Consider the following 22,119-nt stretch of genomic DNA (forward strand, 5'->3'; position numbering starts at 1 on the left):
GACCCTTGACGCGTCGGCCCCCATGGGGGAGTGAAGCAGTCGTCTTCTGCTCGGCGCGAGTCGCGCTGAGCCCCTCCTAGGGAAGGAGTCAAGATGGCCGAAGGCTTGAATCGCGTGATGCTGCTCGGCAACCTGGGCGCCGACCCCGAGCTTCGGTTCACCCAGGGAGGGCAGGCCGTCTTGAACCTGCGGCTCGCCACGACCGAATCGTACCTCGACCGCGACAAGGTCCGGAAAGAACGGACGGACTGGCACAATGTCGTGATCTGGGGCAAGCGCGCCGAGGCCTTGGGTAAGATCCTCAGCAAGGGTTCCTCGATCTTCGTCGAGGGTTCGCTCCGCACGTCGAGCTACGACGATCGGGACGGCAACAAGCGCTACAAGACCGAGGTGATCGCCAACAACGTCCTGCTGACGGGCGGCGGCCGCAGCCGCGGCGCGGGCGGCGACGACGCGGGCGCGTTCGGCGCCGATCCCGGCGGCGGCTACGGCGGCGGTGGTGGCGGCGGCGGCGGCGGTTACGGCGGTGGTGGTGGCGGCTACGGCGGTGGTGGCGGCGGCCGCCCGGCCGGCGGCGGTTACAACCGTGGCGGCGGCGGCGCTCGCCCGGCCCCGGCCGCGCAGGATCCCGGCCCCCCTCCGGACGATTTCGGCGGCGGTTACGGCGGCGGCAACGACGACGATATCCCGTTCTGATCGCTCTGCCCGCGGGCATTCCCTTCAGACAACGCTCTTTCTCCCTGCGCTCACCGAGACCGTCGCTCGCCTCGCTCGCACCGAGACCGTCGCTCGCCTTGCGCTCACCGAGGCGTTAAGCCCAAGGAGCCTCTGCGCCTCGGGGCCTCGGGTCGGGCAGTTTTCGGCAGCCCCCCCGTCCCCGCGGCACACTCACGGCGAGGGCCGCGGCCTCGGACGCCGCGCCAGCACGACGGCCACCCCCGCCGCCGCCAGCACCCCCATCCCCGCGATCGCGGCCGCCGGGTGCTCCGCCCCCGCGAAGATCGCCCGCACGAGCAGCCCCGGATCGGGCGGCGCCACGAGCGCTCCCTCGAGCCCGGTCGCCCCGAGCACCTCGCCGCAGCCCCCGCCCGCCCCCTGCGCCGGCTCCACGCAGACCACGCTGCAGAGCGCCGCGTCGTGCTCGCTCCCGGCGAAGCCGAGCACGTGCCGCCCGCGGATCGCCACCGCGCGCTCGCCCACCTTCCCCGCCCCCTCGAACGCCTGCTCGAACCGATCCCCCACGGCGCGGATCGGCCCCGCCTCCCACCGCTCGATCGCCGCCCCGAGCGCCCCGTGCACGAGCGCCGTCGCCCGATCGATCACCAGTTCCTCCAGCCCGGTGACCCACTGCCGCGACGGCGCCGTCGCGCAGACCGCGCGCAGCGAGAGCCCGTCCGCGTCCACGCCACGGCGGAGCGTCACCCTCGCCCCCGCGATCGCCGACACGTCGATCGCGGGCAACGCGTCCGCCGGCGCGTCGCGCGCCCCGGCGGGCAACGAGAGGCGCAGCGCGACGCCCGGCGCGACGCCGTGGACCTCAGACGCGGTCGAGCTCATCCATCAACGCGAGCACCTCGCTGCGGATCTCGACGAGCGCCGCGCGCATGCGCTGCACCTCCTCGCTGCTCGCGCCCGCGTCGGGGGGCGGCGGCTCGATGCCGCCCTCGCGCAGCTTGCGCCGCGCCCCCGCGATCGTGAAGCGGTGCGCGTAGAGGAGCTCCTTCACCTTGAGGAGCGTCTCGACGTCGCGCCGGCTGTAGACCCGCTGCCCCTTCGCCGACTTCTGCGGCCGGACGGAGCGGAACTCCGTCTCCCAGTACCGGAGAACGTGCGGCTCGACCCCCACGATGCCGGCCACCTCGCCGATCCGGTAGTACAGCTTCGCCGGAAGCTGCGGGCGCCCCGCCAAGCAGTTACTCCTCGGCCGCCGAGGCCGTCTCGCGCGGGTTGAGGGCCTGCTTCAGGATCTGGCTCGCCTTGAAGTTCAGGACCCGCCGCTCCGTGATCAGGATCGGGTCGCCGGTCTGGGGATTACGGCCCTGCCGCTGGCGCTTGTCGCGCAGCACGAAGTTGCCGAATCCGGAGATCTTGATCTTCTCCCCGCGCCCCAGGGTTTCCTTCATGGTCTCGAACACGAGGTCCACCAGATCGGCGGACTCCTTCTTCGAGAACCCGCCAAGGCGGGAGTAGACCGCCTGAACGATTTCGGCTTTCGTCATGACACCCCCATCGCCCTTGCAGAGCGGGGGACGCGCCGCAACCCCTGAAGACCGTTCAGGAAGCCGCGTACGGTCCCCCGACCGGCATGCGGCAGGATGCCAGCCCGCGTCGGGGAGGTCTAGGGGGGTCACGCAGGCTGCGCCCGATAGGTCCGGGCGCGCTTCATGCAAAATTACAGTGACAGGAAGTGACAGGAAGTGACAGGCCGAGACGGACGGTGACAGGCGGGAGCAGGCTGGACCGGACGGGGACAGGCCTTCGCCGCGGCGGCGCTCCGCTCAGGCGGCGAGGTCGCCGAGGGGCCGCTCCTTCGTCGCCTGCCTGGACCAGGCGCCGACGACGGCCGCGTCGGCCGGCCGCGCGTCGCTCCAGACGGCCGGCGCGCTCGAGGTGGCCGCGTCGCGGCGGCGCGCGATCTGCTCCTGGGCGACCATGAACGCGACGTAGAGGTAGCCGACAGCGAAGAGCACCGCGAACGGCGTGGCGAAGTAGTGCCCCGTCTGGACCGACGCGACGACCGCGCCGCACGAGAGCACGGCGAGCATCGCCTCGGTGAGCGGCAGGTCCGTGCGCACCCTGTACCGGCCCTTGTTGTCGCCCTGCTTGGGCGTACGGACGAACTCGCCGGACATGCTGCGAATCCCCTCGATCACCGCCTTCGAGAGGTGCGGCGCGAGCCCCGTCCCGAGCGCGATGAGCATCGGCAGGCGCACGACCGCGCCCCAGCGCGAGCGGCCCTGCGCCGTCTCGGCCAGCATGTAGAACGCCGCCAGCGAGCCCGTGGTGGCCGTGCAGAGCGGCAGGTCGATGGCGACCATCGTCAGCGTGTCGGCCGCGGGGAACAGCACGAGCGCCGGCAGGAGGAGCACGCTCAGGAGCACGAGGAGCGGGTAGGCGAAGTGCGGCGTGAGGTGGAAGAACGCCTCGACCCGCTGGCCGAGCGAGAGCTTCGCGTTCAGCACCGTGGCCATGAGCTTGCGCGCGGTCTGCACCGTGCCCTTGGCCCAGCGGTACTGCTGCGCGCGCAGCGCCGAGATGTCCTCCGGCAGCTCCGCCGGCGAGACGACATCCTCGCGGTAGATGAAGCGGTAGCCCGCGAGCTGCGCCCGGTACGACAGGTCGAGGTCCTCGGTCAGCGTGTCGTGCTGCCAGCCGCCCGCCTCGAGGATCGCGTCCTTGCGCCACATCCCGCCGGTGCCGGAGAAGTTGAACAGGAGGCCGGCGCCGTAGCGCGCGCGGTTCTCGACGAGGTGGTGGCCGTCGAGCATGAGGGCCTGCACCTGCGTCAGGATGGAGACGTCGCGGTTCAGGTGGCCCCAGCGCGTCTGCACCATGCCGACCGTCGGATCCTCGAAGTGGCCGACGATCGAGCGGACGAAGCCGGGCTGCGGGATGAAGTCGGCGTCGAAGATCGCGACGAGCTCGCCCTTCGCGACCTTGAGGCCCGCGTCGAGGGCGCCGGCCTTGTAGCCGGTCCGGTCGGTGCGGTGCAGGTACACCGCGTCGATGCCCTGCGCGCGCAGCCGCTCCACGTGCGCGCGGACGAGGCCCTGCGTCTCGTCCGTCGAGTCGTCGAGCACCTGGATCTCGAGCTTGTCGCGCGGGTAGTCCATCCGCGCGACCGCGTCGAGCAGCCGCGCCGCGACCGTCGACTCGTTGAACAGCGGGAGCTGGATCGTCACCGGCGGGAGGTCGCGATCGGTCAGCGCCGGGACCTCCTGCGCGCGCGCGATCTTGGCGCGGTGCACACGGCAGAGGACCACGAGGTGCAGCCGGTGCAGGCCGTAGGCGCTGAGGCCGAGCAGCACGCCGAAGTAGAGCACACAGAGCAGCATGGAGAGCATCGGGACCACCTGCCGCCAGCGGGTGCCGGGCAGCCGTGGGTCCGGTCGAGAGCCCCGGTCTCCACTCCTGCGATGCTGGCGGGTGACGAACGCGTACCATCGGCCGAATCCGAAGTTGTCATGCACTTGTAATTCGTTGCAACTCTCTGTCACGACGCCGGGAAACTTGACGCCACCGCCGAGTCGCTCCCCGGGGAAAATGACAATCACCGACAATCCCTCTCCGCTCGCTCGCGCGGCGTTCGCTGCGGGTTCTGCGCGCGAACGCACGTACACGAGCGACACTCCAGGTAAGGTGATCTCCGGATACCGTCAGCCCAAGTAAGGTGTTTTTAGTAAGGCCTTCTCTGGGATCCGGTTCAATAACTACGGCCCTCACCTGACGGTCAAATTCACAGTGTTCCACAGTCCTGCGCGATTTTGAGGGCTGTCCAGGAACCACGCGCCCGGCTGCGCGCCGAGCCACGCGTCCGGCGCGGCGCCCCCGGACCCGCCGCGGCGCGCCGAGCGCGGGCCGCGGACCGGGGTCATCTGCGTCTGGCGCCGGCGGGGACCCGGGGCTATCCGTTCCCGGATGAGTCGCGCGTTACTTAATGAACTGAAGGCCCGCCAGATCGCGTTCCTCGAGGCGCGGCTCGTCTCCGAGGCCGCCGCGCGGGACTTCCGGGAGCGGCTGCCCGCCGGCTTCGCGGCGCTGCTCGCGACGCCGCTCGGCGCGATCGCGGACGCGGCGGCGATCGCGCGGGCGCTCGACGCGCTGGCGGCGGAGGAGTCGCTCCGGCGGGCCGTCCGGCCCGCGGCCGAGGCGGCGCTCGAGGCGCTCGTCGAGGCGGCGCGCGCGGAGCGGCGGCGGGCGAAGGAGCTCATGCCGGAGGGGGCGCGCGACAAGCTCGACCGCATCCTGGAGCAGCCGAAGCTCGTCCCGGAGCGGCTCGTGCGCGAGGTGCTGGAGAGCGCGGCGCTCGACGCGGTGATGCGCGACGTCCTCTACGACACGCTGAAGGAGTTCTCCGAGAAGGTGAACCCGTTCTTCGCCGAGTGGGGCCTGCCGGCGCTGCTCAAGCGGGTCGCCCCGTTCGGCCTCGGCGGGGTCGGCAAGAGCGTGGGCGCGCTGCGGGGCGAGTTCGAGCGGCGCCTCGAGCCGGAGATCCGCCGGTTCTTGCAGGGGTTCTCGCGCACGGCGATGCGCCAGGTGCAGGACATCCTCGTCGCCAAGGGCGACACGCCCGAGTTCGTCGGCCTGCGCAAGCACGTCGCGACGTGGGTGCTGGAGCAGGAGATCAGCGCGCTCGTCGGCCAGCTCGACGCGAGGAGCTCGAAGCTCGCCGAGGAGCTCGGCGCCGACGTCGCCGCCCAGGTGCTGCGGGACCGGCCGGTGCGGCGGCGGCTCCACGAGGCGACCGCGGCGTTCGTGGCCGCCCACGCGGACGAGCCGATCGGCGAGGTGCTCGGGCGCTTCGGGATCGCGCCCGCGCTCGACTTCGACGCGCTCGCGGCCGCGCTCTGGCCCGCCGTGCGGAGCCTCTGCGCGACAGAGCCCGTGCGCGCCTGGATCGCGGCCGTGGTGGGGGAGTTCTTCGACGGGCTGCCGGACGGCATCGCGTCGTCCACGTGATCGGGCCACGTGCTCGGGCCACGTGCTCGGGCCACGTGCTCGGGCCATGTGACCCGGCCGCGTGATCCGGGCCACGTGACCGGGGCCCCGGCGGGCGGGCGCCCCGGCGGGCGGGCGGCCGCTCAGCCCATGGCGGACGCGTCCGCGACCGCGGACTCGATGTACGCGAGGCCGCGCGACGGGCACGCGGGCACCGTGGGCGCGAACGCCTCCATGTCGAGGATCATCTGCGGGCCCGCCGCGAGCGTGAGCACCACGACGGGCACGCGCGGCGACATGCGGCGCAGCTCCTCCATCTCGCTGTGCACCTCCGCCTCGTCCCGCGGCACGAGCACCATCACGTGAGGACGCCACCGGGCAAGCACGTCGCGCGCATGGCCGAGCCCGCAGCACGTCTCCACCGTGTAGTCCCGGGATGAGAGGAAGTGGACGAGCGGCTGGGAGTTGCTGGCGTCGTCGTCGATCACCAGAACGCGGGTCGTGCTCTCGATCTCCATGGGTATCCCCCGTTGGCGGCCACCGCTGACCGCGACCGTTAAGACCTGTTCTTCATCGCCTGGGTCACGGAAACCATACTCCATTGGCGGCAAAGCGCGATGTCAAACGCACCTCAACGCATCACGCGACGCGTTGATACGCGCGCGAAACACCGGCGCTTCCCGCCTGTCTCTTCCGTGACGCCTGCGCGCGCCGCGGCGGAGGACCCGCGCTCGGCGGGGATTCAGCCGCCGAGGTAGGCCGCTCTGATCTCTTCGTTCGCCGCGAGATCCTTCGAGTCGCCGCTCATGGCGATCTGCCCAGTACGGAGCACGTAAGCGCGGGTCGAGTACTTGAGCGCGAGTCGGGTGTTCTGCTCGACGAGGAGTACGGTAGTCCCTGACGCCGCGATCGTGGCGATCGACTCGAAGATGTCGGCGACGAGCCGCGGGGCGATGCCGAGCGAGGGCTCGTCGAGGAGCAGCATCGCGGGGCGCGCCATCATGGCGCGGCCGATCGCGAGCATCTGCTGCTCGCCGCCGGAGAGCGTGCCGCCCTGCTGGTGCATGCGCTCGCCGAGGCGGGGGAAGAGCTTCACCACGTCGTCGAGGGTCTCGGCCATGGTGGGCCCGTGCTTGTGGCACCAGGCGCCGAGCTCGAGGTTCTCGCGGACGGTCAGGTTCGAGAAGATGGCGCGCCCCTCCGGGACGAGCGAGACGCCGGCGGCGACGAGCTCCTCGGCCGTCACGGACGCGAGGTCCCTGCCGTCGTAGCGGATGCGGCCGGAGGCGATCGGCAAGAGGCGGACGATCGTCTTCAGCGTCGTCGTCTTGCCGGCGCCGTTCGCGCCGATCATCGCGACGATCTCGCCGCGCCGGACCTCGAGGCTGACGCCCTTCAGCGCCTTGATGCCGCCGTAGCTGACCGCGAGATCGTCGACGACGAGCAGCGGCTCGCCGGGGGCCACGGAGGGGGGCGGCCGCGTCGGGTGCACTGTCTTCATGCGGGCTCCTGGGCGGCCGCGCCGGCCGCGGGGCTGGCCTCGGCCGCCTCGCCTTCGACCTCCTCGCCGAGGTAGGCGGCGAGGACCTTCGGGTCCCTGCGCACGGCCTCGGGGGTGCCGTGCGAGATGGTCTCGCCGTGATCGAGGACGTGGATCTCCTCGCACACGCCCATCACGACCTGCATGTTGTGCTCGACCAGCACGACCGTGATCTCGAACGTGTCGCGCAGCCAGCGGATCTGCTGCTTGAGCCCCTCGGCCTCGCCGTAGTTCATGCCGGCCGCCGGCTCGTCGAGCAGGAGCAGCTTCGGCTTGAGCATCATCGCCCGGGCGATCTCGAGGCGGCGCTGGTTGCCGTACGAGAGCGACGTCGAGATCTCGTCCGCCATGTCCTCGAGCTTGAACACCGAGAGCAGCGAGAGCGCGCGCTCGGTCATCTCCTGCTCGTCCTTGTAGAAGAACGGCGAGCGGAGCAGGGCGGAGGTGAGCGTCGACCTGCGCAGGTTCTCGCAGGCGACGAGCACGTTCTCGAGCACCGTGAGCTGGCCGAAGAGGCGGATGTTCTGGAACGTGCGGGCGATGCCGAGCCGCGCGATCTGGCTCGGCTTGAGCGGCGCGAGGTCGGTCCCGCCGAAGCGGATCGAGCCCTCGTCGTGCTTGTAGACGCCGGTGATCAGGTTGAACACCGTCGTCTTGCCGGCGCCGTTCGGGCCGATGAGCCCGAAGATCGAGCGCTCCGGCACGGTGAAGGAGACGTTGCCGACGGCCCGCAGGCCGCCGAACCGCTTCGTGACGTGCTTCAGATCGAGGTTCACTCGAGCTCCCTCCCGGCCGGCTTGGCCTCGCGCTCGAGGGCGGTGCCGGGCGGCTGCCCCTCGGGCGGCGCCCCACCGGCGCGCCCGGCGGCCTCGGCGCCCGTGGTGGCGGGGATGGGCTCGGCCGGGCCCGCGGGGGGGCGCTTCTTGCGCGCCCAGCGCCGGTCGAACAGCTCGCGCTCGCCGAAGAGCCCCCCGGGGCGGAGGATCATCAGCCCGATGAGGATCGCGGCGTAGATCACCATCCGGAGGGCGTTCAGGTCGAGCGCGGGGTAGGCGGCCTTCAGCGCGAGGACGCTGTCGAGCCCCTGGAGCTGCTCGATGAGCTTCACCGTGAAGGTCACGAGCACGCCGCCGACGATCGAGCCGGTGACGCTGCCCGAGCCGCCGAGGATCACCATCGTGATGGCGTCGAACGAGTAGCTGAACGTGAACTGGTCGGGCTGGACCGTGGGGTTGCCGTCGCGCATCGAGGCGAGCAGGGCGCCGGCGATGCCCCCGCCCGCGGCGGAGATGACGAACGAGGTGACCTTGTAGCGGGTGGGATCGACGCCCACCGCGGCGGAGGCGATCTCGTCCTCGCGGAGCGCGCGCAGCGCGCGGCCCCAGCCGGAGAACTTGAGCCGCCACGCGATGAGGGTCGCGACGACGACGGCGCCGAAGATCCAGAACGGGCCGGCGTACTGCGGGACGCCCGTGTCGTCGGGGCCTGCGTAGCCGATCGGGCCGCCGAGCGCGCCGAGCAGCCTGCCCACCGTCCCCTGGTCGGCGCCGCCCGTCGTCGCCGTGGCGATCGTCAGGCGGAAGATCTCGGCGAACCCGAGCGTCACGATGGCGAGGTAGTCGCCGCGCAGGCGCAGGCTCGGCAGGCCGACGATGAGGCCGAAGAGCGCGGCGACGAGCCCGGACGCGAGCAGCGCGGCCGGCATCACGAGGAACGAGTCGCCGAAGAGCGGCTCGCCGCCGCCGAGCTGCTGGTGCAGGTGGCCGGCGACGATCGCGCCGGTGTACGCGCCGATGCCGACGAAGCCGGCGTGGCCGATCGAGAACTGGCCGGCCATGCCGTTGATGACGTTGAGCGAGAGGGCCGCGATGACGTTGACCATCGCGAACAGGGCGAGCTGCCGCCAGGCGGCGTCCGGCAAGAGGGTCTCGAAGCCGAACTCGAGCGCGACGACGGCGCCGAGGAGCCCAAGCGCTTGGACGACGCGCTGCAACGGTCGAGGCATGGCGGGCCACAGTTGATTTGGCCGAGCCGTACCGTCAAGCAGTAGCTTTATTTGATGACGCGCAAATACGGGGGCAGCTCGCGCTTCGGCTTGCCGGCTCCGGGGCGCGGGCTGGGCTCCGGCTCACCGGAGCTGCTGGTATCGTCGTCCTCGCGCTCGCGCTCCTCCGGGGCGGACCGCACGGGCGCGAGGGCGGGCACCGGCGCGAGCGGCCGCACGGGCGCGCCGGCGTCGCGCGCCGGGGCCTCGCTGGTGCTGCGGCGCTCGCCGGTCTCCACCGCGTCCCCCTCGGGGCGGCGGCCGCGGTCGCGCGCGCGCGCCTCGTCCGACGCCTCGGCGCGCTGCTCGTCGTCGCTCGGGGTCGCGACGGCGGCCAGCCGCGGGCGCGGGCGCTTGCCGGGCTTCTGCGGCGGGCCCGCCTGGGGCCGCTGCTGCTTCTGCGCGGCGAGGTCGGCCGGGATGTCCTCGGGCCACACCATCCCGCGCTGGTCCTCGCTCACGAGCGCCCAGATCGCGTGCCACGGCAGGCGGCACCAGAACGGAGCGCGGTTGAACGAGAGGGTGCAGCTGATCCCGTCGTCGTCGACCTTCAGGTCGGGGATGGGGATCGCCATGTTCATGCCGACCTGCAGGATGAGCTGCGGCTGCCCCGTGAACCACTTGGGGACGGAGACACCGGGCCGGCGCGGATCGAGGTGGATGAACACGCTCGGCTCTCGCTCGAGGAGGGCCAGCGCGACGTCCTTCTTCGGCGGAAGCGGTCTCTGCACGTCCGACATCGTACTGCTCTGCCCAATACCCCGGACAGCGCGGCTCCGCCAGCGCTTCGGGCCGTCGGGAGCGGGGCGACGCGCCGTCGAGCAGGCCGCGGCGCGCCAGCCGCCAGGCAGCTTCAGCGGATCTGTAGAAAGACCGCTGTAGGCGCGCCGCGCGATCCGGTCGAGGTGCGCGGCGCGATCCGGTCGAGGTGCGCGGCGCGGGCCGGTCGAGGTGCGCGGCGCGGGCCGCCGAGGTGCGTGGGGCGGGCGCCGAGGTGCGTGGGGCGGGCGCCAGGGCGCGCAGGGCAGGACGGACGGCGCCGCCGCGGCGGGCGCCGGGGGCTCACGCCGCGCGCCGGCTCAGCTCGACGGGGACCTCCGAGAGGGTGACGCGGTGCTTGCCGCCGCTCGTGAGGGGGATGTCGTCGACGAGCTGGACGCAGATCTCGGCGCGCTCGCCGAGGTGCTGCCGGACGGTGCGCTCGATGAGCCGCGCGGTCTCGGGCTGGAAGCCCTTGCCGGGCACGAGCCTGATCGTGATCGCGCGGCGCCGGTCCTGGTAGACCTGGTAGCGGGCGATCGTCGGCTGGTCCTTGATGAGGTGCGGGAAGAGCTCCCCCGCGAGCAGCTCGCCGTCGGGGCCGACGAGCAGGTCGAGGACGCGGCCCTCCACCGAGGCGAGCATCGGCAGCCCGCGGCCGCACCCGCACGGCGCGTCGGCGGCGATCGCGACGTCCTGGTTCTTGTAGCGGATGAGCGGCATCGATCGGCAGACGAGATCGGTCACGACGACCTCACCCGCCTCGCCCGGCAGGGCGTGGCGCCCGTCGCGGAGCAGCTCGACGTACACGCCCTCCATGTTGATGTGCTTGCCGGTGTGCCGCTCGCACTCGGCGGCGATGAGCATGAGCTCGCGGCAGCCGTACCGATCGAACACCGGGGCGCCGAAGGCGCGCTCGATGGCCTCGCGCTGGTGCGCGAAGAGCCGCTCCGCGCTCGTGACGATGCCGCGCGGCGCCGGGAGCGCGCGCCCCCCGGCGAGCGCGTAGCGCGCCGCCTGGTACAGCGCGCCCGTGTAGCCGACGATGAGCTGCGGCCGGTACCGCGCGATCTCGTCGAGGAGCGCGGCGAGCCGCCGGTCGGACAGGTCGAAGGCGGAGATCATCTTCTTGCGGAGGAGGGCCTCGTACAGCGATCGCTTCGCCTTCTTCGCGAGCGGCTCGCGCAAGAGCTGGGTGCCCCACAGGTGGAGCTCCCGGTCGCCGAGCCGGGCGCCCGCCCACCGGTCGGACCGCATGGCGGCCGCGATGCGGCGCTCGTACGTGCGGTGGTCGAAGCGGAACTGCACCGGCTCTCCCGTGGAGCCCCCCGTGCCGCTCGCGTAGAGCCGCCCGACGAAGCCCTCGGCGAGGAGATCGTGCCCGTGGGCGCGCAGGTCGGCCCGCGTGAGGACGGGGAGCCGCAGCAGATCCTCCGGCGACTTCACCGAGGCGACGCGCACGCCGTGCTCGGCGAACCTGGCGCGGTAGAAAGGGACGTTCTGCTCGGCGAAATGGAGCGTCGCGAGCATCCGCCGGAAGGCGAGATCGCGAATCTCCTCTTCCGATCGCCACTGGGAGCGCTCGAGCTCTTCCAGGGACCTGAGGGTATCCCTGCCCCGCAATCGGGTCTCGTAGAGCGGAAACAGGATGTTTCGAAACAGCCCACCGTACATGCTGAGAGCGTCGTGTCGAACCCTCGACAGTCAAGCGCGCGAGGGTGGTTCTCCTGCGATTCCCCATCATCGTGGTGAGGAGTTCGACCGAAGCGGCGCGCGCCGGCGACTTCCGTCCCGGGAGGGACATGGGCGCTCGACTCCATCGCTGCACAGGCACGCTTCCATCGTGAGGCGGGCGCCGCACGCCGGACGTCGCGCGACGGGCATCGCGCGACGGGCATCGCGCGACGGGCGCTCGGCGCGGGGCGGCGCGGCGGTGGCCGAGAGCGCGCGTCAGCCGGCGCCCTCGGTCGCGGGCGGGCTCGACCCCAGGATGGCCACGGTGGCGCCGGCGAGGATGATCGCGGCGCCGGCGACCTCGGTGGAGGTCGGGACGGCGCCGAGCCACAGGGCGCCGATGACGATCCCGCCCAGCGTCTCGCCGGGGGACACGAGCGCGACGATCGCCGGGGACATGCGCCGCGCCGCGGCCTGCACCGCGGTGTGGCCGACGAGGGTGGGGACGAGCGCGAGCGCGACGATGGCGACGGTGGCGTGCGCCGGCGGCGGGGAGACGCCCTCGAGCGCGCCGGGCGCGGCGGGGAGCGCCGCGGCGAGGAACATCGCGGCGCTCGCGTAGACGAGCGCGGCGTAGCTCCGCGCGGGCAGGGCGTCGCGGAGCGCGCGGGCGAAGGAGACGTAGAGGCCGTACAGGAGGGTGGCGCCGACGACCATGAGGTCGCCCGAGAGCCGGTGATCGCCGGAGCCCGCCCCGCGCGCGACGAGGGCGGCGCCGGCGGTGGCGAGGAGCACGCCGGCCTGCTCCGCGCGGGTGGGGCGCACGCGGAAGAACACCCACGCGCAGAGCACGACCGCGAGCGGCTCGAGCGAGATGAGCGAGAGCGCCGCGGCGAGGGAGGTTCGGTCGAGGCCCCAGAGGAAGAGCGCGAAGTGGACGGCGAGCAGGAGGCCCGCGGCGAGGACGGCGGCGCGCTGGCGCAGCGAGAGGGCGGCGGCCGAGCGGGCGAGCCCGCGCAGGTCGAAAAGCGAGAGCGCCACGGCGGCGAGGGCGACCCGGCCGAAGGCGATGAAGAGCGGGTGGACCGGGCGCGCGTACCGGGCGAGGGGGCCGCTCGTGGCGAAGGCGAGGCTGGCCAGGACGACGAAGAGCGCCGCGCCCCGGGCCGTGACGCGCTGCCTGGCCGCCATGCGGTGGTGCTAGGCCAGGCGGCGGGGAAAGACAACCGGCGGCCGCGGCGACGCCCTGCTGTCCGCGGTCACCGGGGCGGGGGCGGCGGCGGCGCGATGGTGAGGAGGTTGAGGCCGCCCGGGTACTGGTAGCTCGTGTAAGAGCCGTAGCCGATCACCTGGATGCCGACAGGGGCCGAGGCGGTCAGCACGTGCGCGCCGCCGTTGCCGGGGCCGAGCTTGACGCGCGCGACGCCGAAGCCCGAGCCGTTGCCGATCGGGGTGGGCGCGACGCCGACCGCGGCGCCGTCGAGCGTGATCGAGGCGTCCATCGGCTGGACGATGTCGACGTAGCTCTCGTCGTAATCGCTCGGCGCGAGGAAGACGTACTTCGTGCGGTATTGCTCGACGGCGGTGGGGTGGCTCTGCGACGGATCGCCCTTCTGGTTGGGCGGGCGCGTGGATGGGTCGACGATGTCGGCCCCCAGCATGAACGAGCTGACCGCGAACTCGTGATCTCCGACGACCTCGAAGTCCCTCCTCACCATGCTGAGGTCGACGACCTGGCCGGCGTCGATCCTCGTCGGCGCGCCGTCCGGCCGGCCGGAGGGATAGGTGAGCGCCGTGCCGTCGACATTGCCGTAGAGGCGCACGATGTGGCCGATGACCTGGCCGCGGGGCGACGTCGGGATCGTGACGAAGTAATGCTTGCCCAGGGTCTCGGCGGGGAACACCGACTCCTCGATGTGGTCGCAGGCGGCGCGGCCGATCGGCGCCTCCACGCACGGCATGCCCGTCAGCACCTGGACGGGCTTCGTGGCGGTGACGAGGCTGCCGCTGAGGTCCCTGGCCGGATCGCCGAGGATCTCGACGACGTCGCCCTCGTCGAGCTCGACCGTGAAGCTCTCGCCGCCGCGCGTGGCGGGGACGCCGCCGCCGGCGACGACAGCGCCGCCCTGGGCCACGCTCACGGTGACGCTCGTGCCGTCCGCGGTGCCGGTGATGACGAGGGTCCCGCCCATCCCGACGTCGGCCCAGCCCTGCTGGCCGGGGATGCGGTAGTTGCCTGTCATCGCCGTGCTCGGCAGGAGCAGCGAGGCGTCGTTGGAGAACGAGAAGCAGCCGACCGGGGCAACATCATCGCACACGTCGTTGCCCGGGCAGGAGGACCAGTCCTTGCCGGCGGGCCCTCCCGCGCCCTTGTACTCGAGCGCGTTGAATTGATAGACGGTGACCGGCCTGCTCGACACGAGGCGGTACGCGCCGGCGTCCACGCGGACCGATCGTTCGATCGGCCGACCGGAGGCGCACTCGTCGGAGTCGGGTCCCTTCAGCGCGGGGACCCAGGGGAGATAGATCTTCGACAGGCTGTTGGGCGGGATCTCGGCCTGCGCGACGGGCTCACCGCCGCGCGTCACCTCGACCTCGGCGGCCTCGTCTCCCGCGTTCGCGACGACGACCGCGAAGTCGAAGATCGACCAGACGACGTTGGCGGTGACCGTGGGCCAGAAGTCGCAGCCGATGTAGGACTTGCTCGCGGCCGCCTCCGCGCACGTCTTCGGATCCTCCGCCGGCATCAGGACGTCGCCGTCGTCGCCGCCGCCCCCGGTGGTGACGCCGCTGCCGAGATCGTCCTCGATCCCGCCCGTCGACGTCGATCCGCCGCCGCCCGATCCGCCGCCGGCGCCAGCGCCGCTCGTGCTCCCAGGACCGGAAGAGCCCGATTGGGAGGACGCAGGCGCCGATGCTCCGCTGGCGGAGCACGCGGCCGCGGAGGTGGCGCCCAGCCACAACCCCAGGCCGAGAAACAGAGAGTGCTTCGAGATCTGCATGGGCCCTCCCGACGACGGACTTCGAGCACAGGGGCCTGTGCGACAGCCCGGCTTGCTTGAGACGATCAGGGTGGTTTGCTGACGTGGCAGGTGGGGTGCTTGCGCACTCGAGGACACGTCGGTGTCCATTGATCCCGGCTACGCGCTTTTGTACCGCAATGCAAGCACGCCGAAGAAATCCGCCCACGACGCCATTCTTGTAAAGAATGGACTCTCAGGATCGGCGGGTTCGATGAATTGGTGATTACATTCCGGCGTGGCGCCTCGTGGCGCGGGCCCGGCTAGCCGGCGGCCAGCAGGGGGCGCAGGAACTGGCCGGTGTACGAGGCCTGCACCTTCGCGACGTCCTCGGGCGTCCCCTCGGCGATGACGCGGCCGCCGCCGGCGCCGCCCTCGGGGCCGAGGTCGATCACCCAGTCGGCGCACTTGATGACATCGAGGCTGTGCTCGATGACCACCACCGTGTTGCCCGCGTCGACGAGCCGGCGGAGCACGCCGAGGAGCTTGCGGATGTCCTCGAAATGCAGGCCCGTCGTCGGCTCGTCGAGCACGTAGAGCGTGCGCCCCGTCTGGACCTTGCCGAGCTCTCGGCTCAGCTTCACGCGCTGCGCCTCGCCGCCGCTCATCGTCGGCGCGCTCTGGCCGATCTTCATGTACCCGAGGCCGACCTCGACGAGCGTGTCGAGGACGCGCCGGAGCGCGACGTGGTGCTCGAAGAGCTGCCGGCAGTCGTCGATGCTCGTGTCGAGGATGTCGGCGATGCTCTTGCCCTTGTACCGCACCGCGAGCGTCTGCGCGCTGTACCGCTTGCCGGCGCACACGTCGCACGGGACGTAGACGTCGGCGAGGAAGTGCATCTCGACCTTCACGACGCCGTCGCCGCTGCACGCCTCGCAGCGCCCGCCCTTCACGTTGAAGCTGAACCGCCCCGGGCCATAGCCGCGCGCGCGCGACTCGGGCAGCTCGGCGAAGATCTCGCGGATCTGGTCGAACGCCTTCGTGTACGTCCCCGGGTTCGACCGCGGGGTGCGGCCGATCGGCTTCTGGTCGATCGCGATCACCTTGTCGAGCGCCTTGAGCCCCTTGATCGCGCGGTGCGCGCCGACCGGCTCGGTGCTGTTGTGCAGCGCCCGGCCCAGCGCCGGCAGGAGGATGCCGTTCACGAGCGAGCTCTTGCCCGCGCCGCTCACCCCGGTGACCGCGAGCAGCACGCCGAGCGGGAACCGGACATCGATGTTCTTCAGGTTGTGCTCGGACGCGCCCAGGATCTCCAGCCACCCGCGCGGCTCGCGCCGCGCCGCGGGCACCTCGATGCGCGCGCGCCCGGACAGGTACGCGCCGGTCAGGCTCTCGGGGTCGCGCTCGACCTCCTCGGGCGTGCCCGCGGCCATCACCCGGCCGCCGAGGTGCCCCGCGCCGGGGCCGAAGTCCACGACGTAGTCGGCGGCCCGGATCGTCTCCTCGTCGTGCTCCACGACGAGCACCGTGTTGCCCAGGTCGCGCAGGCGCCGCAGCGTCTCGATGAGGCGCTGGTTGTCCCGCTGGTGCAGGCCGATGCTCGGCTCGTCGAGCACGTACATCACCCCGGAGAGCTCGCTGCCGAGCTGGCTCGCCAGCCGGATGCGCTGCGCCTCGCCGCCGCTCAGCGTCGGGCCGGAGCGGTCGAGCGTCAGGTAATCGAGGCCGACGTTCAGGAGGAAGCTGAGCCGGCTCGTGATCTCCCGCCGCACGCCCTCCGTGATCTTCTGCCGGTTGCCCGGGAGCTCCAGCCGGAAGAAATGCTCGTACGCGTCCTTCACCGTCATCGCGGTGACGTCGGCGATGCCCTTGCCCGCGACGCGCACGGCGAGCGACTCCGGGCGCATGCGCCGGGAGCCGCACGCGTCGCACGCCCGCTCGCTCATGAACTTGCGGTAGGCCTCCCGCGCCGACTCGGACGACGACTGCTGGAACCTGCGCATCAGGCTCGGGATCACGCCCTCGAAGCGCATGCCCCAGGTGCCGTGCGTCTCGGTCCCCTCCTTGCCCCAGGTCACGGCGATGCGCTTGCCCGAGAGGCCGTGGAGCACCATCTCCTGCTTCTTCGCCCCGAGCTTGCGCCAGGGCGCGTCGAGGTCGACCGAGCACGCCTTGGCCACGGCGTCGATGATGCGGAACGTCCAGCCCTCGCCGCGGGCCATCGCCGAGGCCCAGGGGGCGATCGCGCCCTCGCGGATCGACAGCGACGGGTCCGGGATCACGAGGGCGGGGTCGATCTCGAGGCGGGTGCCGAGGCCGTTGCAGGCGCCGCACATGCCGAGCGGGCTGTTGAACGAGAAGCTCTGCGGCGAGAGCTCGGGGAAGCTCTGGCCGCAGCAGGAGCGCGCGGCGCTGAACAGGAGCGGGGCCGCGGGGCGGCGCTTGCGCCCGGACGCGCCGTCGTCGGCCTGGAGCTCGACCCGGATCTCGCCGCGCCCCTCCTGGAGCGCGAGCTCGACGCCCTCGGTGATGCGCTGGCGCTCGTCCGCCCGCACGACGAGCCGGTCGACGACGAGCGCGATGGTGTGCTTGAGCTTCTTGTCGAGCCGCGGCGCCTCGTCGAGCCGGTGCTGGGCGTCGTCGATCTCGACCCGCACGAAGCCGCGGCCGCGGAGCTCCTCGAAGAGGTCCTTGAACTCCCCCTTCCGGTGCGTCACGAGCGGGGCGAGCAGCACGAACTTCGTCCCCTCCGGCATCGCGAGGAGCTCGTCGACGATCTGCTCCGAGCTCTGCGCCTTCACCGGCTTGCCGCAGAGGTGGCAATGCTGCTCGCCGGCGCGCGCATAGAGCACGCGCAGGTAATCGTAGACCTCGGTGATCGTGCCGACCGTGGAGCGCGGATTGCTCGACGCGCTCTTCTGCTCGATGGCGATCGTCGGTGACAGCCCGCGCAGGTGCTCGACCTGCGGGCGATCGAGCTGGCCGAGGAACTGGCGGGCGTAGGAGCTCAGCGTCTCGACGTAACGGCGCTGCCCCTCGGCGTAGAGCGTGTCGAACGCCAGGCTCGATTTGCCCGAGCCGCTCACCCCCGTGAACACGACGAGCTTGCGCTTCGGCACCTCGAGCCGGTCGATGCGGAGGTTGTGCTCGCGCGAGCCGAGCACCTCGATGAAATCAGGCTCGCGCGCCGCCTCGAGCAGCTTGAGCGGCGCCCTCGGCTCGGCCCGATCGGGCTCCGGCGCGGCCGGCTCCGCGCGCCGCGCGGCCGGTGTCCGGAGCTTGCCCGTGCTCGCCGCCACCGCGCTCCGGGAGGTGGATGTCGTGGGTGTCGTCGAGTGCGGCTGTGCCGATCCGTTCGTTCGCGCGACCATGGGAATTCCGCACCGGCATTAACATGGTGGCGCGCTCTCCGGCAGTTGATGTTTCATGGAAAACGGGGCAAGCCGCGCGCAATGCGCGGCCCCACACCGCCCCTGCGACGCGCGGCTCAGCGCCTTGTCTGGCCGTCGGCAGCGGCGTGCCAGCGCACGACAACGCAGGTGACGTTATCGGGGCCGCCGTTCTCGTTGGCGCGCTTGACGAGCCGCGCCGCGAGGTCGCCGGGCTCCGCGCGGTCGCCGAGGATACTTGCGATATCTTGCGCCGGCACCACGCCGGACAGGCCGTCCGAGCAGAGCAGCATGACGTCGCCGCCCTCGATGGCGTCGATGCGCGTCTCGACCTCGACCGCCTCGTCGGTGCCGAGGGCGCGGGTGATCACGTGCTGGAGCGGGAATGAGCTGGCCTGCTCGGGCAGGAGGTGGCCGAGCCGGATGCACTCGTTGACGAGCGAGTGATCGCGCGTGAGCTGCTCGAGGCGCTGATCGCGGAGGCGGTAGACGCGGCTGTCGCCGACGTGCGCGATGGCGACGAAGCCGTCGCGCGCGAGCGCGGCGGCGAACGTCGTGCCCATCCCGCGCTTCTCCCTGTCGCGCCGCGCCGCGGAGAAGATGCGGCCGTTCGCGAGCTGGATGCCCGCGACGAGCAGCGGCAGGCCCTGGTCGACGTAGCGGGCCTCGGAGCCCCGGATCGTGGGCGGACCGACGCTGACGGCGACGGGCCAGGTGGACTCCGGGTCGTCGAAGAAGTCGCGCACGGTGTCGATCGCCATCCGCGACGCGACCTCCCCGGCGGCGCGCCCTCCCATGCCGTCGGCGACGAGGAACAGCCCCCGTTTCTCGAGGATCGCGAAGCTGTCCTCGTTCGTGTCGCGGACCATGCCGGGGTGGCTGATCCCGGCGGCTTCAAAGACGAGGTGCGGCTGCACGGCGCTTCCCCCCAGCTTGCTCGCGGGCACGCTCGGACGAGCTGCCGGACGACGGGCGCTCATCGTTCGCCATCCTTTCGTCAGCCGCGCCCTTCCGGCGCCTGGATCGACCCGATCGTGCAGTACAGGACGCTCCGTCTGCTCATCGTGCTGCCGCTCCGGTTTCTCGTAGCGAGCCTACGCGCCATGGATCGGTCGCGTCCACCAGATCAGGCCTCGGGCAGCGCCTTGTCGCGGCCGTCCACGCGCAGGTCGGGTGACGGGCGCGCTGCCCGTGGTTTGCCGTTCCGTTTCCGCCGTCTCCGTCGCCTATCGACGCCGTGTTCTCGGGGCGGCCGTCGGCGGGGCCGGTGGGCTGCCGGACCGACCGGAACACCGTGGCGCGCCGCGCGATCGTCACGGGACGGCGAGCCGCTCGGCGCCGCCGCCGGAGCAGGCGCTCAGCGCGAAGCCGAACCGGTCCTCGGAGCCCTCTTGCATGATGCGCTCGAGGTTGCGGCAGGAGTGGCGGAAGACGCCCTGCATGGCGTAGCGATCCTTGCTGTCCACGACGACGACGACGCCCGTGGCCGTGACCTCGAGGTGGTAGGTGACGGGGTCGCCCTCGATGGTGTACCGGGTCGTCGTGAACTCGGACGGCTCGCGGTCCCTGTACGCCTGCCAGATGCACTCGCGCGCCGCGCCGTTGTAGCCGTCGCCGCGCCGGACGACCTCGGTGCCGCACTGCTTGAGCGGCGGCGTCGCCGGCCCGCTCTGCACCTTGGGGGGGGAGGAGCAGGCGGCGGCGGCGAGAACGGTGAACGCGAGGGCGGCGAGGCGTCGGCCTGGCGAGCGGGGCATGGGGACTTCTTACCTAACGCGATCCGCGAAAAAGGGATTCTTTTTTTCGGGCGGGCCGGCGGCGGGCGCCGGCGTCTCCGGTGTTCCGGGCGTCCCGCGTGCTCCGCGGGGCGGCCTTCTTCCGGGCGGGCTTTTCCGGCGGCGGCTCGAGAGCGGCGGCCAGGGCGCCGAGGTCCTGGAGGCTTGCCACGAGCGCGCGCAGGTAGGGCTCGGAGAGGCGCTCGGCGGCGCAGAGCGCGCGGGCGGCGAGCACCTGGGCGTTGTAGGGGCCTGCGTCCTCGGGGACGTTGTCGGCCGCGCGGGCGACGGCGAGCGTGGCGCGGGCGGACACGAGCGACTCGTGGAAGAGGGCGGTGGAGAGGGCGTTGCTGAGCGCCTGGGCCTGCCGCTTGACGCGGCGCTCGACGACGTCGCCGTCGCACGGGAGCTGCGCGAGATCGCGGACGAGCGGCGCGGGCAGGCGCACGTCGCGGGCGGCGGCCTCGCCGCGCAGGCGCGCGAGCGCGGGGACGGCGGTCTTCTGCCGGCCCTCGGCGAGCGCGCGCAGGCGGCGGCGGGCGGCCCGGACGACGGTGGGGAAGTCGCCGCGCGCGAGCGCGGCGGCGAGCGCGCCGTCGTCCGGGATGCCGGCGTCGGCGAGGGCTCGGAGCTGGCGCTCGGCCTCGGCGTGCGCATGATGGAAGGAGGCCTCGAGCGCCGCGAGCCGGTCGGCGGCGCGGGCGGCGAGGCGGTCGCGGGCGCCGCCGTCGAGGGGGGCGGCGCGCTCGAGGAGCGCCTCGATGAAGCGGTAGGCGGCGGGGTCGAAGCGGTCGGCGCCGGCTGACCGGAGGGCGGCGAGGCGGGCGGCGAGGGGGTGGGGGGTCGTGGAGGACCCGGGATGGGCGTCGGGTGGCGGCGTGGGGCGGGGTGCGCCGGGTGACGCGGGATTTACCGCGGGAGATGAGTCGGGGTGGGGGGTCGTGGAGGACCCTGGACGGGGTTCCGCGAGCGCCGTTTCAGGTCGAGATGGGCGCCCTGACCGAGGTTGAGCGGCGGCTGTAGCCGACCGGGGTTGGGGAGCCGGGGCGGCTGCCCCGGGGGTGGCCGACCCGGGTTGGGGGGCCATGGCCACCGACCCAGGTTGAGGGGCTGCCCCGGCGGTGGCCGACCCGGGTTGGGGGTCCGACCCAGGTTGAGGCGGGGTGGCCGACCCGGGTTGGGGGGCCATGGCCACCGACCCAGGTTGAGGCGGGGTGGCCGACCCAGGTTGGGGATCCGACCCAGGTTGAGGCGGGGTGGCCGACCCGGGTTGGGGGGCCATGGCCACCGACCCAGGTTGAGGCCGGCGCCCCGACCGAGTTTGAACAGCGGCTGCAACCGACCCGGGTTGAGGAGCCGGAGCGGGGGTGGCCGACCCGGAGGCGAGCGACCCAGGTTGGGGAGCGGCCGAGGCCGACCCGGGTTGAGGGGCAGGGGTGGCCGACCCGGGTTGGGGATCCGCCTCCGCCGACCCAGGTTGAGGCCGGCGCCCCGACCGGGGTTGAGACGAACGCCCCGACCGAGGTTGAGACGAACGCCTCTGGCGCTCCTCAGGCTCGACCGTCACGGGAGAGAAATCCGACGTGGACGGCATCAGGGCGCTCCCCGCCGCGGGATGGGCGAGATCTCGACCCGGCGGTTCTTCGCCCGGTTCTCGCTCGTGTCGTTGGGCGCCACCGGGTGCCTCTCGCCAAAGCCGGCCGCGAACAGCGCCGTGTCGGGGACGCCGGCCGCGGCCAGCGCGCGCGTCACCGTGAGCGCGCGCTGCGCCGAGAGCTCCCAGTTGTCGGCATAGCCACGGGACGAGCTCGTGAGCGGGCGGTCGTCCGTGAAGCCGCTCACCATGATGAGCTCGTCGTGATGCTCGAGGTAAGCCTTCAGCGGATCGGCCAGCGCGCGGAGCAGCGCGACGCCCTCCGGCTGGAGCTCGGCGGAGTTGAGCTCGAACAGGATGCTGCCGCGGATCCCGATGCGCCCCTCGGTCAGCGTGATCCTCCCCTCGGCGAGCGGTCCGGCCAGGGCGCGCTCGAGCGACTCCAGGCGCGCGCGCTCCGCGGCGCGGGTGGCGCGCTCCGCGGCGAGATCGCGGGTCAGGTCGACCTGAAACGCGATGGCCCAGACGAAGAAGAGCACGAAGAGCCCGAAGAGGCAGGCCATCAGGTCGCCGAAGACCGGCCAGACCGCCGCCTGGTCGGGCGCGTCGTCCTCGGCAGGGCTCAGGGACATCGGCGAGCGCTCGCGGCGGGGATCAGGGACATCGTTGCGCTCGCCCGATGCGCCGCGGACCTGACGGCGCGCGAGCACGAGGAGCCACGCGGAG

The 22,119-nt window shown here is 72.4% G+C and carries 19 protein-coding genes; 2 read left to right on the plus strand and 17 right to left on the minus strand.

Annotated features, from left to right (window positions below; translation table 11 throughout):
• Window positions 1–93 precede the first annotated feature (93 nt).
• Complete coding sequence (locus WMF24_RS41735) at window positions 94–696, plus strand: single-stranded DNA-binding protein (RefSeq protein ID WP_437733035.1); 603 nt, start codon at window positions 94–96, stop codon at window positions 694–696.
• 192 nt (window positions 697–888) lie between these two features.
• Here WMF24_RS41735 and WMF24_RS41740 read toward each other — a convergent pair whose 3' ends face one another.
• From WMF24_RS41740 to WMF24_RS41755, 4 genes are all read right to left on the minus strand, one after another.
• Entirely contained in the window at window positions 889–1,557 is a 669-nt protein-coding gene (locus WMF24_RS41740; RefSeq protein ID WP_437733036.1) for a hypothetical protein, read from the minus strand.
• Complete coding sequence (locus tag WMF24_RS41745) at window positions 1,538–1,909, minus strand: MerR family transcriptional regulator (protein ID WP_437733037.1); 372 nt, start codon at window positions 1,907–1,909, stop codon at window positions 1,538–1,540. Before WMF24_RS41745 ends, WMF24_RS41740 begins: the two co-directional genes overlap by 20 nt.
• Window positions 1,910–1,913: 4 nt before the next feature.
• Window positions 1,914–2,219, minus strand: coding sequence for an integration host factor subunit alpha (locus WMF24_RS41750; RefSeq protein ID WP_012241218.1), 306 nt, complete (start codon window positions 2,217–2,219; stop codon window positions 1,914–1,916).
• Between the two features lie 279 nt (window positions 2,220–2,498).
• Window positions 2,499–4,064 (minus strand): glycosyltransferase, encoded by a 1,566-nt coding sequence (locus WMF24_RS41755; RefSeq protein WP_437733038.1) that lies wholly within the window; start codon window positions 4,062–4,064, stop codon window positions 2,499–2,501.
• Between the two features lie 574 nt (window positions 4,065–4,638).
• On the opposite strand from WMF24_RS41755, the gene WMF24_RS41760 reads away from it, so the two are divergent.
• Window positions 4,639–5,679, plus strand: a complete 1,041-nt coding sequence (locus tag WMF24_RS41760; protein WP_437733039.1) for a hypothetical protein — start codon at window positions 4,639–4,641, stop codon at window positions 5,677–5,679.
• Between the two features lie 122 nt (window positions 5,680–5,801).
• Here WMF24_RS41760 and WMF24_RS41765 read toward each other — a convergent pair whose 3' ends face one another.
• From WMF24_RS41765 to WMF24_RS41825, 13 genes are all read right to left on the minus strand, one after another.
• Complete coding sequence (locus WMF24_RS41765; protein WP_437733040.1) at window positions 5,802–6,176, minus strand: response regulator; 375 nt, start codon at window positions 6,174–6,176, stop codon at window positions 5,802–5,804.
• 224 nt (window positions 6,177–6,400) lie between these two features.
• Entirely contained in the window at window positions 6,401–7,159 is a 759-nt protein-coding gene (locus WMF24_RS41770; RefSeq protein ID WP_437733041.1) for an ABC transporter ATP-binding protein, read from the minus strand.
• The gene (locus tag WMF24_RS41775; RefSeq protein WP_437733042.1) at window positions 7,156–7,974 is read right to left on the minus strand and encodes an ABC transporter ATP-binding protein; all 819 of its coding nucleotides are present in this window, start codon (window positions 7,972–7,974) and stop codon (window positions 7,156–7,158) included. Before WMF24_RS41775 ends, WMF24_RS41770 begins: the two co-directional genes overlap by 4 nt.
• Entirely contained in the window at window positions 7,971–9,191 is a 1,221-nt protein-coding gene (locus tag WMF24_RS41780; RefSeq protein WP_437733043.1) for a branched-chain amino acid ABC transporter permease, read from the minus strand. Before WMF24_RS41780 ends, WMF24_RS41775 begins: the two co-directional genes overlap by 4 nt.
• Before the next feature lie 59 nt (window positions 9,192–9,250).
• On the minus strand, window positions 9,251–9,982 hold the full coding sequence (locus tag WMF24_RS41785; RefSeq protein ID WP_437733044.1) for a ClpXP protease specificity-enhancing factor SspB: 732 nt from the start codon (window positions 9,980–9,982) through the stop codon (window positions 9,251–9,253).
• Window positions 9,983–10,304: 322 nt separating this feature from the next.
• The gene (locus tag WMF24_RS41790) at window positions 10,305–11,624 is read right to left on the minus strand and encodes a phenylacetate--CoA ligase family protein (protein WP_437733045.1); all 1,320 of its coding nucleotides are present in this window, start codon (window positions 11,622–11,624) and stop codon (window positions 10,305–10,307) included.
• A 327-nt stretch (window positions 11,625–11,951) separates the two neighbouring features.
• The gene (locus tag WMF24_RS41795) at window positions 11,952–12,866 is read right to left on the minus strand and encodes a DMT family transporter (protein WP_437733046.1); all 915 of its coding nucleotides are present in this window, start codon (window positions 12,864–12,866) and stop codon (window positions 11,952–11,954) included.
• A 68-nt stretch (window positions 12,867–12,934) separates the two neighbouring features.
• Complete coding sequence (locus tag WMF24_RS41800; protein WP_437733047.1) at window positions 12,935–14,677, minus strand: IgGFc-binding protein; 1,743 nt, start codon at window positions 14,675–14,677, stop codon at window positions 12,935–12,937.
• A 281-nt stretch (window positions 14,678–14,958) separates the two neighbouring features.
• Window positions 14,959–18,006, minus strand: a complete 3,048-nt coding sequence (uvrA, locus tag WMF24_RS41805) for an excinuclease ABC subunit UvrA (RefSeq protein ID WP_437733048.1) — start codon at window positions 18,004–18,006, stop codon at window positions 14,959–14,961.
• A 116-nt stretch (window positions 18,007–18,122) separates the two neighbouring features.
• The gene (locus WMF24_RS41810) at window positions 18,123–18,941 is read right to left on the minus strand and encodes a Stp1/IreP family PP2C-type Ser/Thr phosphatase (RefSeq protein WP_437738917.1); all 819 of its coding nucleotides are present in this window, start codon (window positions 18,939–18,941) and stop codon (window positions 18,123–18,125) included.
• 396 nt (window positions 18,942–19,337) lie between these two features.
• Window positions 19,338–19,781, minus strand: a complete 444-nt coding sequence (locus tag WMF24_RS41815; protein ID WP_437733049.1) for a hypothetical protein — start codon at window positions 19,779–19,781, stop codon at window positions 19,338–19,340.
• A gap of 13 nt (window positions 19,782–19,794) precedes the next feature.
• On the minus strand, window positions 19,795–21,393 hold the full coding sequence (locus tag WMF24_RS41820) for a DUF2894 domain-containing protein (protein ID WP_437733050.1): 1,599 nt from the start codon (window positions 21,391–21,393) through the stop codon (window positions 19,795–19,797).
• Entirely contained in the window at window positions 21,393–22,025 is a 633-nt protein-coding gene (locus WMF24_RS41825; protein ID WP_437733051.1) for an OmpA family protein, read from the minus strand. The genes WMF24_RS41820 and WMF24_RS41825 overlap by 1 nt, the downstream gene beginning before the upstream one ends.
• Between the last annotated feature and the right edge of the window lie 94 nt (window positions 22,026–22,119).

Origin of the sequence: Sorangium sp. So ce1335 (genome assembly GCF_051521615.1) — a bacterium.
Taxonomy (GTDB): Bacteria; Myxococcota_A; Polyangia; order Polyangiales; family Polyangiaceae; genus Sorangium.

Coding starts and splice junctions, on each gene's coding strand:
- WMF24_RS41740 (WP_437733036.1), bottom strand. CDS start 1,557: ATGAGCTCGACCGCGTCTGAGGTCCACGGCGTCGCGCCGGGCGTCGCG.
- uvrA (WP_437733048.1), bottom strand. CDS start 18,006: ATGGTCGCGCGAACGAACGGATCGGCACAGCCGCACTCGACGACACCC.
- WMF24_RS41770 (WP_437733041.1), bottom strand. CDS start 7,159: ATGAAGACAGTGCACCCGACGCGGCCGCCCCCCTCCGTGGCCCCCGGC.
- WMF24_RS41825 (WP_437733051.1), bottom strand. CDS start 22,025: ATGTCCCTGAGCCCTGCCGAGGACGACGCGCCCGACCAGGCGGCGGTC.
- WMF24_RS41750 (WP_012241218.1), bottom strand. CDS start 2,219: ATGACGAAAGCCGAAATCGTTCAGGCGGTCTACTCCCGCCTTGGCGGG.
- WMF24_RS41795 (WP_437733046.1), bottom strand. CDS start 12,866: ATGGCGGCCAGGCAGCGCGTCACGGCCCGGGGCGCGGCGCTCTTCGTC.
- WMF24_RS41820 (WP_437733050.1), bottom strand. CDS start 21,393: ATGCCGTCCACGTCGGATTTCTCTCCCGTGACGGTCGAGCCTGAGGAG.
- WMF24_RS41785 (WP_437733044.1), bottom strand. CDS start 9,982: ATGTCGGACGTGCAGAGACCGCTTCCGCCGAAGAAGGACGTCGCGCTG.
- WMF24_RS41800 (WP_437733047.1), bottom strand. CDS start 14,677: ATGCAGATCTCGAAGCACTCTCTGTTTCTCGGCCTGGGGTTGTGGCTG.
- WMF24_RS41735 (WP_437733035.1), top strand. CDS start 94: ATGGCCGAAGGCTTGAATCGCGTGATGCTGCTCGGCAACCTGGGCGCC.
- WMF24_RS41760 (WP_437733039.1), top strand. CDS start 4,639: ATGAGTCGCGCGTTACTTAATGAACTGAAGGCCCGCCAGATCGCGTTC.
- WMF24_RS41755 (WP_437733038.1), bottom strand. CDS start 4,064: ATGCTCTCCATGCTGCTCTGTGTGCTCTACTTCGGCGTGCTGCTCGGC.
- WMF24_RS41815 (WP_437733049.1), bottom strand. CDS start 19,781: ATGCCCCGCTCGCCAGGCCGACGCCTCGCCGCCCTCGCGTTCACCGTT.
- WMF24_RS41765 (WP_437733040.1), bottom strand. CDS start 6,176: ATGGAGATCGAGAGCACGACCCGCGTTCTGGTGATCGACGACGACGCC.